Annotated in this window: 13 protein-coding genes; 8 read left to right on the top strand and 5 right to left on the bottom strand. The window is 72.9% G+C overall.

Annotated elements, in window-relative coordinates:
• Positions 1–79 precede the first annotated feature (79 nt).
• From ACYVJ0_RS10300 to ACYVJ0_RS10330, 7 genes are all read left to right on the top strand, one after another.
• The gene (locus ACYVJ0_RS10300; RefSeq protein WP_460817671.1) at positions 80–2509 is read left to right on the top strand and encodes a glycoside hydrolase family 3 C-terminal domain-containing protein; all 2430 of its coding nucleotides are present in this window, start codon (positions 80–82) and stop codon (positions 2507–2509) included.
• On the top strand, positions 2506–3159 hold the full coding sequence (locus ACYVJ0_RS10305) for a hypothetical protein (protein ID WP_449853664.1): 654 nt from the start codon (positions 2506–2508) through the stop codon (positions 3157–3159). The genes ACYVJ0_RS10300 and ACYVJ0_RS10305 overlap by 4 nt, the downstream gene beginning before the upstream one ends.
• 32 nt (positions 3160–3191) lie before the next feature.
• Positions 3192–3920 (top strand): LytR/AlgR family response regulator transcription factor, encoded by a 729-nt coding sequence (locus ACYVJ0_RS10310; RefSeq protein ID WP_449853665.1) that lies wholly within the window; start codon positions 3192–3194, stop codon positions 3918–3920.
• Positions 3917–5245 carry an ATP-binding protein gene (locus ACYVJ0_RS10315; protein WP_460817673.1) on the top strand — a complete coding sequence of 443 codons (1329 nt, stop codon included), beginning with the start codon at positions 3917–3919 and terminating at the stop codon, positions 5243–5245. The genes ACYVJ0_RS10310 and ACYVJ0_RS10315 overlap by 4 nt, the downstream gene beginning before the upstream one ends.
• Before the next feature lie 37 nt (positions 5246–5282).
• A complete protein-coding gene (locus ACYVJ0_RS10320; protein ID WP_449853691.1) occupies positions 5283–6293 on the top strand; it encodes a glycosyltransferase family 2 protein in 1011 nt (336 codons plus the stop codon).
• A gap of 183 nt (positions 6294–6476) precedes the next feature.
• On the top strand, positions 6477–7499 hold the full coding sequence (locus ACYVJ0_RS10325; RefSeq protein ID WP_460817675.1) for a TerC family protein: 1023 nt from the start codon (positions 6477–6479) through the stop codon (positions 7497–7499).
• Between the two features lie 91 nt (positions 7500–7590).
• Positions 7591–8877 carry a hemolysin family protein gene (locus tag ACYVJ0_RS10330; RefSeq protein WP_449853693.1) on the top strand — a complete coding sequence of 429 codons (1287 nt, stop codon included), beginning with the start codon at positions 7591–7593 and terminating at the stop codon, positions 8875–8877.
• Here ACYVJ0_RS10330 and ACYVJ0_RS10335 read toward each other — a convergent pair.
• Genes ACYVJ0_RS10335 through ACYVJ0_RS10345 form a run of 3 tightly spaced genes read right to left on the bottom strand, consistent with a single transcriptional unit; the run spans position 8874 to position 10755 of the window.
• Positions 8874–9467: an energy-coupling factor transporter transmembrane component T family protein gene (locus tag ACYVJ0_RS10335; RefSeq protein WP_460817677.1), complete on the bottom strand. Its 594-nt coding sequence runs from the start codon at positions 9465–9467 to the stop codon at positions 8874–8876. The genes ACYVJ0_RS10330 and ACYVJ0_RS10335 overlap by 4 nt on opposite strands.
• A complete protein-coding gene (locus ACYVJ0_RS10340) occupies positions 9464–10168 on the bottom strand; it encodes an energy-coupling factor ABC transporter ATP-binding protein (protein ID WP_460817678.1) in 705 nt (234 codons plus the stop codon). Before ACYVJ0_RS10340 ends, ACYVJ0_RS10335 begins: the two co-directional genes overlap by 4 nt.
• A complete protein-coding gene (locus ACYVJ0_RS10345; RefSeq protein WP_460817680.1) occupies positions 10165–10755 on the bottom strand; it encodes a biotin transporter BioY in 591 nt (196 codons plus the stop codon). The genes ACYVJ0_RS10340 and ACYVJ0_RS10345 overlap by 4 nt, the downstream gene beginning before the upstream one ends.
• 49 nt (positions 10756–10804) lie before the next feature.
• Here ACYVJ0_RS10345 and ACYVJ0_RS10350 point away from each other — a divergent pair, with 49 nt between their 5' ends.
• Complete coding sequence (locus ACYVJ0_RS10350) at positions 10805–11347, top strand: TetR family transcriptional regulator (protein ID WP_449853697.1); 543 nt, start codon at positions 10805–10807, stop codon at positions 11345–11347.
• A gap of 10 nt (positions 11348–11357) precedes the next feature.
• On the opposite strand, the gene ACYVJ0_RS10355 is transcribed toward ACYVJ0_RS10350, so the two are convergent.
• Complete coding sequence (locus tag ACYVJ0_RS10355; RefSeq protein ID WP_460817681.1) at positions 11358–12764, bottom strand: MFS transporter; 1407 nt, start codon at positions 12762–12764, stop codon at positions 11358–11360.
• The gene (locus tag ACYVJ0_RS10360) at positions 12761–13918 is read right to left on the bottom strand and encodes a MalY/PatB family protein (RefSeq protein WP_460817683.1); all 1158 of its coding nucleotides are present in this window, start codon (positions 13916–13918) and stop codon (positions 12761–12763) included. Before ACYVJ0_RS10360 ends, ACYVJ0_RS10355 begins: the two co-directional genes overlap by 4 nt.
• Positions 13919–13948 lie beyond the last annotated feature (30 nt).

A 13948-nucleotide genomic window follows, 5' to 3' on the forward strand; every position in this document is an offset into this window, starting at 1 on the left:
ACCGGGGCGGGCGTCCTCTCCCGAGGCGCCCGCCCCGTCCCGCCGTCACCGGCGGGACGTCACCCCACAGGAGCAACGCATGACCCACGACGACACGATCTCCCGCCTCACACTGCTCGAGAAGGCGGCGCTGCTGAGCGGCGAGAACACGTGGCAGACGCGCCCCGTGCCGCGCGCGGGCATCGACCGGATCTGGCTGGCCGACGGCCCGCACGGCGTGCGCAAGCAGACGGGCGCGGGCGACCACCTCGGCATCGCCGCCTCGGAGCCCGCCACGTGCTTCCCCACCGCGGCGACCGTCGCGAACGCGTGGGACGAGGAGCTGGCCGAGCGGATCGGCACGGCGCTCGGCGAGGAGGCGCGCGCGCAGGGCGTGAACGTGCTGCTGGGGCCCGGCCTCAACATCAAGCGCAGCCCGCTCGGCGGGCGCAGCTTCGAGTACTTCTCCGAGGACCCGGAGCTGTCCGGCCGCCTCGCCGCCGCGTACGTGCGCGGCATCCAGTCGCAGGGCGTGGCCGCCACCCCCAAGCACTTCGCCGCGAACAGCCAGGAGCTGCGCCGCATGGCCAGCGACTCCGTGCTCGACGAGCGCACGCTGCGCGAGATCTACCTCACGGCGTTCGAGATCGTCGTGCGCGAGGCCCGCCCCTGGGCGATCATGTCGTCGTACAACCTCGTGAACGGCGCCTACGCCCACGAGAACGCGCACCTCCTGAAGGACGTGCTGCGCGACGAGTGGGGCTTCGACGGCGCCGTCATCAGCGACTGGGGCGGCGGGAACGACGCCGCGGCGGCCGTCGCCGCCGGCGGCACGCTCGAGATGCCCTCCCCCGGCTTCACCTCGGCGCGCGAGATCGTCGCGGCGGTCGAGGGCGGCGAGCTCGCCGAGAGCGACCTCGACGACCGCGTCCGCGAGCTGCTCGTGCTCATCGAGCGCACGGCGAACGTCGCCGCGCGCACCGCGATCGACGTCGCGGGTCACCACGCGCTCGCCCGCCGCGCCGCCGCCGAGTCGGCCGTGCTGCTCCGCAACGAGGGCGGCATCCTCCCGCTCGCCGCCGGCACGCGCGTGGCGCTGATCGGCGACTTCGCGCAGAACCCCCGCTACCAGGGGGCCGGATCGTCGCTCGTCAACGCCACGCGCGTGACGAACCTCGTCGACGCCGTCGCCGCCTCCCCGCTCGCCCTCGCCGGCCACGCCCAGGGCTTCCGTCGCGACGGCGCGCCCGAACCCGCCCTCGTCGCCGAGGCCGCGCGGGCGGCCCGCGAGGCGGACGTGGCGATCGTGTGCCTCGGCCTGCCGGAGACGGCCGAGTCGGAGGGCATGGATCGCGCGACCCTCGAGATCCCGCGCAACCAGATCGAGACCCTGCGCGCCGTCGCCGCGACGGGCGTGCCCGTCGTCGTCCTGCTCAGCGCGGGCGGCGCCGTCGAGACGGCGTGGGCATCCGACGCGCACGCCCTCGTCCACGGCTACCTCGGCGGCCAGGCCGGCGCGGAGGCGCTCGTCGACGTGATCACGGGCGCCGTGAACCCGTCGGGGCGCCTCGCCGAGACGCTCCCCGTCTCGCTCGCCGACACCCCCACCGCCGGGGCGTTCCCCGCCACGGGCGCGACCGCCGAGTACCGGGAGGGTCCGTTCGTCGGCTACCGCTGGTACGAGAGCACCGGCGCGGACGTCGCGTTCGAGTTCGGCTTCGGGCTCAGCTACACGACGTTCGCCTACCGCGACCTCGTCGTCACCGAGCGCGAGGCCGCCTTCACCCTCGAGAACACGGGACCTGTCGCCGGCGCGGAGGTCGCGCAGGTGTACGTCGCCCGCGCGGACGCGAGCCGCGTGCTGCGCCCGGCACTCGAGCTCGCCGGCTTCCGCAAGGTGCACCTCGAGCCCGGCGAGGCGCGCACGATCACCGTCCCGCTCCCCGAGCGCGCCCTGCGGTTCTACGACACCGAGACCGCGTCGTGGCAGGTGGAGGCCGGTCGCTACGAGGTGCGCGTCGGCGCGAGCGTGCGCGACCTCCGCCTCACCGCGTCGCTCGACGTCGCGGGCACCGTCCCGGCGGGCGAGCCCGATCCGGCCCTGGCCGCGTACCCCGCGCGGACGACGGACGTATCGGACGAGGCTTTCGCGGCGCTGCTCGGCCGCGATGTCCCGCGCGTCGACGAGGCGGGCAGGATCGCCGTGAACGATCCGCTGCTGCGCCTCGCCGACTCGCCCAGCGCACTGGGACGCCTCATCTACCGCCTGCTCGAGGGGCGACGCGCCTCCTCCGAGCGCAAGGGCACGCCCGACCTGAACATGCTGTTCCTGCTGAACATGCCGTTCCGGGCGCTCGCGAAGATGTCGGGCGGACTCGCGACGCCCGAGCTCGTCGACGGCGTGCTCACGCTCGCGAACGGCCGCGCCCTGCGCGGTCTCGCCCAGATCATCCGAGCGTTCCTGCGGGGACGCCGGGCGGAGCGGCGCACCCGCCGCTCCTTCGAGACTCAGAGTGGAGGTCGCGCATGATCGCCTCGATCCGGCGCTGGTGGTCGTCGTTCCAGGAGAAGCATCCCGAGCTGTCGAAGTTCGCGATGTTCTTCCTCCTCTCCAACGGCGTGACGGTGCTGCAGCTGGCGCTCATGCCGCTGTTCCGCTGGGGCTTCGACAGCTTCACCGGCCTGGTGGACGTGGACTTCCGGTGGCTGCCGATCGGCGCGAACGTGGACGGCAGCCAGTACTACATGTTCGACTACGCCGCGGGTCCGCTGCCCGCCGGCGGCGGCGGGCTCGCCTACTTCCTCGCGGTGCAGATCACGCTGCTCATCGCGCAGGTGCTCAACTTCTTCGCGCAGCGCAACATCACGTTCAAGTCGAACACCTCGATCTGGCGCGCGGCGTTCTGGTACGCCGTCGCGTACGTCGTGATCACGTTCATCGCGGCGGCCGCGCAGGGCTTCTACAAGGCGCCCATCTACGAGCTGCTGATCGACACATGGGGCTGGGGCGCGACGGGCGAGACGACCGCCGACGTCGTGACGATGATCATCAACGCCGCCATCTCGTTCTGGGTGTTCTACCCGATCTTCAAGGTCATCTTCCGCCAGGTGCCCGAGACCGCCGACGCCGAGGCCGATGCCGCGGCGGCCGAGCCGGCGCGGGGGCCGCGCGAATCGTGAGCGCGGCCATGACCCGTCAGTAGGCTGGCGTCGTGGAAGGCATCGTGCGGGTCGGCGTCGTCGAGGACGACCCGCACAGCAGGGAGCAGGCCGTCGCCCACCTGAACCGCTACGAGGCGGATCGGGGGGTGCGGTTCGACGTGTCGGTGTTCGACGACGGCGCGGGCCTCGTGACGGGCTACCGGCCCGAGTACGACGTGCTGCTGCTCGACATCGAGATGGAGCGCGTCTCGGGCATGGCCGCCGCGCGGCGCGTGCGCGAGCTGGACGACGACGTCGTGATCGTCTTCATCACGAACTCGCCGCGCTACGCCGTGGGCGGCTACGAGGTGCAGGCGCTGAGCTACCTGCTCAAGCCCGTCGCGTACCCCGCATTCGCGCAGGAGATGGATCGCGTGCTCGCGCAGCTCGCGCGCCGCGAGCGGCGCACCCTGCTGTTCCAGGCCGACGGCGCCCACCACCGCGTCGACCTCGCCGACATCGTGTACCTCGAGACCGCCGGGCACCGCGTGCTCATCCACACCCACACCGCGACGCACTCGGTCGTCTCGTCGCTGAAGGCCCTCGAGGCCGAGCTCGACGGCGCGGCGTTCCAGCGGTGCAACAGCGGCTACCTCGTCAACCTCGCCCACGTGACCGGGGTCGAGCAGAGCGAGTGCCGCCTGCGCGACGGCACGGTCCTGCCGATCAGCCGGCCCAAGCGCAAGGCGTTCCTCGCCGCCCTCGCGGCGCACATCGGCTCCGTCGGGGCGGCCTCGTGATCGGCGAGGCGCTGCCCGATATCCCCCGCATCTGCACCGGCCTCGCCGAGTGGGGCGCGTGCCTGGTGTACATCGCGATCGTGCGGCGGCGCGTCGGCCCTGCAACGCTCGTGGCCGTGCTCGCGGCGGGGCTCGCGGCGCTCGTGGCCACGCAGCTGCTCGCCGACGCCCTGCCGCTGCCGCTGTGGACCGTCGGCATGCTCGCCGCCGTGGTCGTCATGCTCGTCTTCCTGCGCACGAGCGTCGCCGGCGGCTGGGCGACGACGGCGTACCTCACGGCGCGGGCGTTCGTGCTGGCCGAGCTCGTCGCCTCGCTGCACTGGCAGCTGCACACCTACTTCTTCCCGACGGGGCAGCTGACCCCGCCCGCCGTCGCCCTGCTCGTCGCCACGTACGGCGCGTGCTTCGCGATCGCCGGCGTGGCCGAGGCGCGCCACATGCCGCGCGCCGAGCCGCTCGAGGTGGGCTGGCGCGAGGTGATCTCGGCCGGCGCCATCGCGGCGGTCACCTTCGCGCTGTCGAACCTCAGCTTCGTCAACGCGAACACGCCGTTCTCGGGCCGCCTGGGACCCGAGATCTTCTACATCCGCACCCTCGTCGACCTGTGCGGCTACATCGCCCTGTACGCGCAGCAGGAGTGGCGCATGGAGCTGCGCTCGCGCGCGCAGACGCAGGCGATGCAGTCGCTGCTGCGCAGCCAGCACGAGCAGTACCGCGCCACCAAGCGCGCGATCGACGAGACCGCGCGCAAGCACCACGACATGAAGCACGCGATCCAGGCGCTGCGGGCCGAGTCCGATCCGGGCGCGCGCTCGCGTCTCGTGGACGAGCTGGAGCGCTCGTTCGCCGACGACGGCGCGCTCTTCCACACCGGCAGCGCCGTGCTCGACGCCGTGCTGCACGCGAAGGCGACCGCGGCCCGCGAGGACGGCGTCGAGATCACGTGCGTGGCCGACGGCGCCCTGCTCGAGGGGATGAGCGACCTCGACATCGTCGCCGTCATGGGCAACGCGCTCGACAACGCCATCGAGAACACGCGGCGCGTGGACGATCCCGACCGCCGCGCGGTGCGCGTCGCTCTGTTCGCGCAGGACGACTTCGCCATGCTGCGCGTCGAGAACACCTTCGACGGCGTCCTGCACCGCGCCGACGGCCGCATCGTCTCGCGCAAGGGCCGCCGCTCCGATCACGGCTACGGCCTGCGCAGCATCGAGCAGACGGTCGAGCGCTACGGCGGCACGGTCTCGATCTCCGCCGACGAGCGCTGGTTCTCGCTGCGGATCCTCCTCCCCTCCCCACGTCTCGATCCCACGAATGCGAGCTGAATTGGTGCCAACGCCCGTCTTCGACGACGATCTATACGTGCATCCCCTGCTGACGATCGTCGTGCCCGCGTACGACGCCGCCGCGTATCTCGCCCGCGCACTCGACCCCCTCATCGGCGTGCAGCGCATCGAGGTCATCGTCGTCGACGACGGATCGCACGACGACACCGGCGCGCTCGCCGACCGCTACGCGTTCGAGCACCCCGACACCTTCCGCGTCATCCATCAGCGCAACCGCGGGCACGGCGGCGCGATCGGCGCGGGCGTCGCCGCCGCGCGAGGCGCGTACCTGAAGGTCCTCGACGCCGACGACTGGCTGGATGTGCCCGCCCTGCGCCTGCTCGTGGCGACGCTCGAGCGACTCGAGGCCACCGGCGGCGTCGATGCGGTCGTGACGAACTACGTGCACGAGCGGCTGGGACGAAGCCGCCGGCACATCCGGTACGAGGACGTCATGCCGCGCCGGCGCGTGTTCGGCTGGGACGAGGTGGGCGTCTTCGGGCGCCGCCAGTACCTCATGATGCACGCCCTCACGTATCGCACGGCGCTGCTGCGGGAGTCCGGGCTGGCGCTGCCCGAGCACACCTTCTACGTCGACAACCTCTACGTCGTGCAGCCGCTCGTGCACACCCGCCGGCTGTACTACCTCGACGTCGACCTGTACCGCTACTTCATCGGTCGCGCGGACCAGTCGGTCAACGACGCCGTCATGGTGCGCCGCGTCGACCAGCAGCTGCGGGTGACGCGCCTCGTGCTCGCGGCCCTCCCCCATCCTTCGACCGTGCCGCAGGGGCTGTACGGCTACGTGCTGCACCACGTCGAGGTGCTGTGCGGCATCACCTCGGCCCTGCTCGTGCGCGCGGGCACGCCCGAGCACCTCGCGCAGCGGCGCGCCCTGTGGCGCGAGATCAAGCACGAGAGCCCGTGGATCTACACGCGGCTGCGCCACGGCGTGATGGGCACGAGCGCCAACCTGCCCGGGCCCGTGGGGCGGCGCGTCACGCTGCTGACCTACCGCGTCGCGCGCCGCGTGGTCGGCTTCAGCTAGGCCGCCGCCCGGGCTGACAGCCCGCATCCATCTCGATCCCTTAGGATCGAGAGTGCAAGGGGAGTACTCCGACACGGTCGGCTCGTCACTACGGGTGCATCGCACTCCGGGCCACCGGTTCCCGTCACGGGAATGGGGAAGACCTTGATGTCGATTCGTCCACGCCAAGTCCTGGAGCCTTCCTTGAACATCACCCCTGTCGTGTGGGGCATCACCATCCTCGTCACGATCGTCTTCTTCGTCTACGAGTTCTTCGCGCACGTGCGCAAGCCGCACGCGCCCTCGGTCGGCGAGGCCGCCCGCTGGTCGGCCTTCTACATCGGCCTCGCGCTGCTGTTCGGCGTGGGCATCGGCCTTGTCTCGGGATGGACGTACGGCGGCGAGTACTTCGCCGGCTACCTCACCGAGAAGGCCCTGTCGGTCGACAACCTCTTCGTGTTCCTCATCGTGATGACCGGCTTCGCCGTGCCGCGCATCTATCAGCAGAAGGTGCTGATGATCGGCATCGTCATCGCGCTCATCCTGCGCGGCATCTTCATCGCCGTCGGCGCCGCGCTCATCGCCAACCTCTCGTGGATCTTCTACGTCTTCGGCGCGCTGCTGCTCGTGCTCGCGTACCGGCAGGCCCGCGGCGGGCACGACGACAATCCCGCCGACGGCGCGTTCATGCGCCTCGTGCGCCGCGTGCTGCCCGTCACGGACGAGTACCACGGCGATCGCCTCACCGTCCGCAAGGACGGCCGCCGCTGGGTCACGCCCATGCTGCTGACGATCGTCGCGATCGGCTTCATCGACCTCGTCTTCGCGGTCGACTCCATCCCGGCGATCTACGGGCTCACGGAGGAGGCGTACATCGTCTTCACCGCGAACGCGTTCGCCCTCATGGGCCTGCGCCAGCTGTTCTTCCTCATCGGCGGCCTGCTGGAGCGCCTCGTCTACCTCGCGCAGGGCCTCGCCGTGATCCTCGCGTTCATCGGCGTGAAGCTGCTGTTGCACGCGCTGCACGTGAACGAGCTGCCGTTCATCAACGGCGGCGAGGGCGTGGCCTGGGCGCCCGAGATCCCGATCTGGTTCTCGCTGCTGTTCATCGGCGCGACCATCGCCGTGGCCACCGTCGCCAGCCTCATCAAGACCCGCGCCGATCGCCGGCGCGAGGACGACGCGGACGCGCGTCCCGTCACCGACGCTCAGAAGGAGAGCTCGTGAGCACCGCTCGCACGTCCGATCCGTCCGACCCTCATAGTCCCGGCGCCCGGCTCGCACCGGGCGCCGCCGTCCCGCAGCGAGGGGGCCGCTGATGGACGCCCTGCTCTGGAACATCGCCCTCGTCCTGCTCTTCGTCCTCATCGGCGGCGTCTTCGCCGCCACCGAGATGGCCCTCGTGACCCTGCGCGAGAGCCAGATCAACGCCATCGCGGCCCGCGGCCGCCGCGGCCAGAAGGTCGCCGCCCTCGCCCGCAACCCCAACACCTTCCTGTCCGCCGTGCAGATCGGCGTGACCGTCGCGGGCTTCGCGTCCTCGGCCTACGGCGCCACATCGATCGCCCCGTCCGTCGCGCCGCTGCTCGAGGCCCTCGGCGTGGCGGAGCCACTGGCCTTCACGGTCGCGACGGTGCTGCTGACGCTCGTCATCGCGTTCCTCTCCCTCGTGCTCGGCGAGCTCGTGCCCAAGCGGCTCGCCATCCAGCGCAACACCGCGTTCTCGTACGCCGTCGCGCCGGTGCTCGACGGCTTCGCGACGATCATGCGCCCCGTCATCTGGCTGCTGTCGGTGTGCACGAACGCGCTCGTGCGGCTGCTCGGCGGCGACCCGCACAAGACCGCCGGCGAGCTGAGCGAGGAGGAGATCCGCGACATCGTCTCCACCCATCAGGGCCTGCCGGAGGACGAGCGGCGCATCCTCGACGACGTGCTCTCGCTGCGCGGCCGGCAGATCAGCGAGGTCATGCGGCCGCGCCCGGAGGTCGTCGCGCTCGATGCCACCGACACGGTGTCGGCGGCGGTGGAGCGGGTGCGCGAGCTGCCGTTCTCGCGCTACCCGGTGTCGGACACCTCCATCGACGACATCGTCGGCTTCGTGCACGTGCGCGACCTCTTCGAGGCGGCCGCGGACGATCCGTCCCGCGCGCTCGCGTCGGCGATCCGCGCGATCCCGTACTTCCCGTCGACGGCACGGGTGCTGCCCACCCTCACGCAGATGCGGGCCGAGAACCACCAGATCGCGGTCGTCGTCGACGAGTACGGCGGCACCGACGGGATCGTGACGCTCGAGGACCTCGTGGAGGAGGTCGTGGGCGAGATCTTCGACGAGTACGACACGGACGGCGTCGCCACCACGGCAAGCGGGATGATCGACGGCCGCCTCAACCTGCAGGACTTCGAGGAGCTCACGGGCCTCGAGCTGCCGCGCGGCGCGTCCGACACGATCGCGGGCTTCGTGACCGAGCGGCTGGGACGGCTGGCCGCCGTCGGCGACACCATCGACGTGCCCGGCGCGACCATCCAGGTCACCGCCACCGACCGCCGCCGCATCGCGTGGCTGCGTGTCACGCCGCATGCCGCCGCGGAGGTGGAGACGGCCTAGGCCAGGCCGCGGGCCGTGAGGGCGTCGGCGACGTCGTCGCCGTGCCGCAGCGCGAGGACGAGCAACGTGACCACGGCCCGCGGCCCCAGCCGCACGCCGCGGGCGCGCTGCGCCTCGCGCACCTGCGCGGCGAAGCCGGCGACGACCGGCACGGCGGCGATCGCGAGCGAGACGGTGAACGCCACGCGCCAGGGGTCCACGCCCACGCGCCGCAGCGGGCCGAGGGCGGTCTGCAGCGCTTCGAGCAGCTCGCCCATGGGCGTCGTGAGCGTCACCAGCGCGGCGAGCAGCACGATCGCCACGACGCGGGTCGTGCCGATGAGCGCCGCCTCCGGCCCCAGGAACACCGCCTGCGAGATCGCGAGGAGGAGGACGATCCACTTCGCCCGCCACAACTGGCGCCCGAACTCCCCCGGCCCCATGCCGCCGAGCAGGAACAGCAGCAGCACCCCGACGAGCGTTCCGGCCGCCGTCCAGACCGTGTGAGGGATGAGCGACACGGCCAGGCCGAGCGCGGCGAGCCCGAGCAGCTTCGCCCCGGCCGGCGCGCGGTGCAGCGGGCTGCGCCCCGGCCGGTAGAGCGCGATCACGGGAACTCCGCGCGGTACCGGTCGATCACGCCCTCGGGCTCCCCCGTCTCGGCGAGCCGCCCGCCCGCGAAGCGCAGCGCGACGTCGCAGCGCGCGGCCAGCTCGAGGTCGTGCGTGACGATGACCACCTGATCCGCCACCGGGCCGCGCTCGTCGCCCTCGAGCAGCAGCCGCGCCATGCGGCGGGCGTTGCCGAGGTCGAGCAGGGTCGTCGGCTCGTCCGCCACCACCACGCGGGGCCGGCGCACGAGCACGGCCGCCAGCGCGAGCAGCTGCTTCTGCCCGCCCGAGAGGCTGTACGACGGCTGATCGGCCCGCTCGGCCAGGCCGAAGCGCTCGAGCGCCGCCATGGCCTCGGCGGCGACCTCGCGCCGGCTCGCCCCCGCCGCGCGCAGAGAGAGGGAGAGGTCCTCGATCGGCGTGGGCATGAGCAGCTGCGCGTCGGGATTCGTGAAGAGGAACCCCACCGCCTCGCGCGCGCGCCGCGGCTCGCGGGCCACGTCGATGCCGGCCACGCGCACGGTCCCCTCGCTCGGGGCGACGAGGCCGTTGAGCGTGCGCGCGAAGGTCGACTTGCCCGATCCGTTCGCCCCGATCACGGCGATCCGGCGCTGCGGCAGCGACACCGTGATGTCGCGGAGGATGCGGGCCCCGTCGATGGCGACGCCGAGCCCGCGCACCTCGATGCCGGGTGCCGTCACGCGCGCGCCCGCGCCGCGCGCCGCGCGCGGACCGACGCGGGGAACGCCGGCGGGTACGCGCGGTACAGCAGCAGCGTGAGGATCGTGGCGAGGGCGACCTTGACGGCATCGCCCGGCAGGAACGCCACGTTCGCCAGCGCCGCCTGCGGCAGCGTGAGCCCGCCGACGAGGGCGAGCAGCGGGATGCCGACGGCGTAGACGACGACCATGCCGCCCACGAGCGCGCCCAGCAGCACCCGCCACCACGTCAGCCGGCCGGAATGCGCGATCCAGCCCGCCACCATCGCACCGGGCAGCCACCCGAGGAGGAAGCCGACGGTCGGGCCGACGAACACGCCGAGGCCGCCGCGTCCGCCCGCGAGCACGGGCAGGCCGATGGCGACGAGCACGAAGACGATGAGCACGGCGGCTCCGGCGCGGCGTCCGCCCAGCACGGTGCCGGCCAGCATGACGCCGAGCGTCTGCGCGGTCACCGGCACGGGCAGGCCGGGCACGGGGATCGGCCCCATCAGCCCCAGCACCACGATGAGCGCCGCGAATACCGCGACCCGCGCGAGGTCGCGCGCCTCCCAGGACTTCCCTGCCATTCCGCCTCCTGAACACCGTTCACTGAACAGCGTTCACTATAGTCGAGGCATGCGCGATCGCGTGCGGCACGACCGGGAGGGCATCGTCGACGTCGCCCTGCGGCTGCTCGACGCCTACGGCCTGCCCGACCTCACGATGCGCCGCCTCGCCTCCGAGCTGGGCGTGCAGCCGAGCGCGCTGTACTGGCACGTCGAGAGCAAGCAGGCGCTGCTGGCCTCGCTCGCCGACCGGATCGTGGCGGAGGCCTCCCCCGCTGCGGATGTCGTCGGCACGGCGCGGGCGCTGCGCTCGGCGCTGCTGGCCCACCGCGACGGGGCCGAGGTCGTGCTGAGCTCGGCGGCGCTGTCGCTCGGCGCGCTCGCGGCGCACGACACGCTGCGCGCCGCGTTCGGGCGCGACAGGTCCGCCGATCCCGATCGCGCCGCCCGCGTGCTGCTGCCGTTCGTCCTCGGGCACGCCTCGCTCGTGCAGCAGCGCATCCAGGCCGCCGAGTTCGGCGCCGTCGAGGCCGACCCCACGGCCGTCGCGGACGAGACCGCCGCCGACTTCGACGCCGGCGTCGCCGCGATCCTCGCGGGCCTGCGCTCCTGAGCGGGGCCCGTCAGAGCTCGCGCGCGTGCCCGAGCCGCAGGCCGGGCACGAGCGTGAGCAGCATGATGAGCACCGCCAGCGCGAACACGGCCGAGAAGCCCGTGGCGGGGCCGAGCGAGAGGAAGACGAGGCCCATCACGGCGATGACGGCCGAGGAGCCCACGGCATCCGCGATCTGCAGGGCCGACGAGTTGAACCCCTGGCTCGCGGCGCTCGAGTACGCCAGCATGAGCACCGACAGCCGCGCGTACACGAGTCCCATGCCGAGGCCCGCGGCGCCCCACGCGAGCGCGGGCACGATGCCGGGCCAGCCCGCCACGGCCGCGACGAGCACGAGCGCGACCGAGCCCGCGAGGATCGTCACGCCCGTGAGCACGAGGCGCGTGTTGCCGACGCGGTCGGCGTGACGGGCCGACAGCTCCGCCCCGAGCGCCCACGTGATGCCCGCGATCGTGAGCCCGAGCCCCGCGAAGGTCGGCGTCCAGGCGTAGGCGTCGATGAAGAGCTTGGGCACATACACCTCGGCGCCGAAGAAGCCGCCGGCGAGCACGCCGCGCATCAGGATGACCGACGGCAGTCCGGGCGCCGCGCGGAACGTGCCGCGCGGCAGCAGCGGCGCCGCGGCCACCGCGACGAGCAACAGGGCGGCCGCCGCGATCACCCACGACCACGGGCTGGGCAGATCGCCCGCGAGCCCGAGCGACAGCGCCGCGCCCGCCACGATCACGGCCAGCAGCAGGCGGCGCACGATGAGCCGGCGCGATCCGGCCGCCGGCGCGCCCGCGGGCTCGTCGAGGCCGCGCAGCCGCGGCGCGATCATGACCATGGCGAGCACCGCGAGCACCGCGACGCCCGCGAACACCCAGCGCCAGTGCAGGTACTGCGCCACCGCCCCGGCGAGGAACGGCCCCACGAGCGCCGGCACGATCCACGCGGCCGAGAAGAGGGCGAACACGCGGCCGTGCAGGGCGGCGGGGAAGATCCGCGCCACCACCACGTAGAGCGCGACCAGCTGGCCGCCCGATCCCAGCCCGAGCACGAGCCGCCCGATCACGAGCACGCCCATCGTCGGCGCGAGGGCGTCGATGATCAGTCCGGTCACGAACAGCGCCACGGCCGCGTACAGCGGCACGACGGGTCCGGCCCGGTCGGCCCAGGCCCCCACGGCCACCATGCCGATGACGCTCGCGGCCAGGGTGCCCGAGAACGCCGCGGCGTACAGCGCCTCGCCGTGCAGCGCCTCGCTCACGGCCGGCATCACGGTCGTCACGGCCAGGGACTGCACCGCCGCGAGGAAGATGAGCGCGAACGAGCCGATCGTCACCCAGACGTGCTTCGGGTCCCAGATGCTCTCGCGCGTCGGCGCCGGGTGCGCGGGGATCGGGATGGGGCCGGAGAAATCGCGGGGCGCGCTCACGACGCCCGCACCCCGCCGATGCGGCGCAGCGCCTCCGTGAGGATCTCCGGCCCGGTGCCGATGTTGATCCGCGCGAAGCCGCGCCCCTGCTCGCCGAACGACGGGCCGGGGTTCAGCGCGACGCGCGCCTCCTTGAGGATGCGCAGCGCGGGGTCATCGCCCCAGCCGCCCGCCGCGAAGTCCACCCAGGCCAGGAAGCCCGCCTGCGGCGGCAGGTAGCGCGCCCCCGGCGCGTGCTCGGCGAGCAGGTCGGTCAGCAGCACCCGGTTGGCGTCGAGCCGCGCGAGAAGCGCGTCGAGCCACTCGTCGCCCGCCGTCATGGCCGCCTCGCCGGCGATGAGCCCCAGGATCGACGTGCGCCACTCGACCTCGTCGGGGATGCGTCGCACGATGCGCGTGGGGCCGTCGGCGGCCGTCACGATGAGCGCGCACTTCAGCCCCGCGAGGTTGAACGCCTTGCTCGCGCTCGTGAGCGCGAAGCCGACCTCGGCCGCCTCGGGCGCGGCCGCGAGGAACGGTGTGAAGCTCGCGCCGGGAAGCGTGAGCGGCGAGTGGATCTCGTCGCTGATCACCCACGCGCCGTGCCGCTGCGCGATCCGCGCCAGCTCGGCGAGGGTCGCGGCGTCGTGCACCGTGCCGGTGGGGTTGTGCGGGTTGCACAGCAGGATCGCGCGGGCGCCGGCGGCGAAGGCGCGCTCGATCCCGTCCAGGTCGAGCAACCAGCCCTCCTCCGAGCGGATCAGCGGCACGGTCTCGGGCACGGTGCTGCTCTCCTCGTGCACCCCGAAGAACGGCGGATACACCGGGGGCGTGATGACCACGCGGTCGCCGGGCTCCGTGACGGCGCGCAGCAGCTCGGCGACGCCCATCATGACGTCGCACGTCGTGCGCACGCGCGACGGGTCGACCCGCCAGCCGAAGCGGCGCGCGGCGAAGCCGGCGAACGCCATGGGGATGCGGGAGTCGCCCGGCGGCGCGTAGCCCGTGTCGCCGCGGCGCACGGCGTCGAGCAGCGCGCGCTCGATCACCTCGGCGAGCGGGAAGTCCGTCTCGGCGACGAACAGCGGCAGCACCTCGTCCGGGTAGCGCATCCACTTGCTGCTCGTGCGGGCCCGCAGGAGGTTCAGCGGCAGGGCGTCGAGAGGCGTGGTCACCCGTCTCATCCTAAGCCGGGAACGACGAGG

This window comes from Microbacterium petrolearium (genome assembly GCF_054782875.1).

What these genes read in the sequence shown, in the direction of transcription:
- ACYVJ0_RS10300 (WP_460817671.1), top strand. Translation starts at nt 80, where the DNA reads ATGACCCACGACGACACGATCTCCCGCCTCACACTGCTCGAGAAGGCG.
- ACYVJ0_RS10330 (WP_449853693.1), top strand. Translation starts at nt 7,591, where the DNA reads ATGGACGCCCTGCTCTGGAACATCGCCCTCGTCCTGCTCTTCGTCCTC.
- ACYVJ0_RS10345 (WP_460817680.1), bottom strand. Translation starts at nt 10,755, where the DNA reads ATGGCAGGGAAGTCCTGGGAGGCGCGCGACCTCGCGCGGGTCGCGGTA.
- ACYVJ0_RS10305 (WP_449853664.1), top strand. Translation starts at nt 2,506, where the DNA reads ATGATCGCCTCGATCCGGCGCTGGTGGTCGTCGTTCCAGGAGAAGCAT.
- ACYVJ0_RS10350 (WP_449853697.1), top strand. Translation starts at nt 10,805, where the DNA reads ATGCGCGATCGCGTGCGGCACGACCGGGAGGGCATCGTCGACGTCGCC.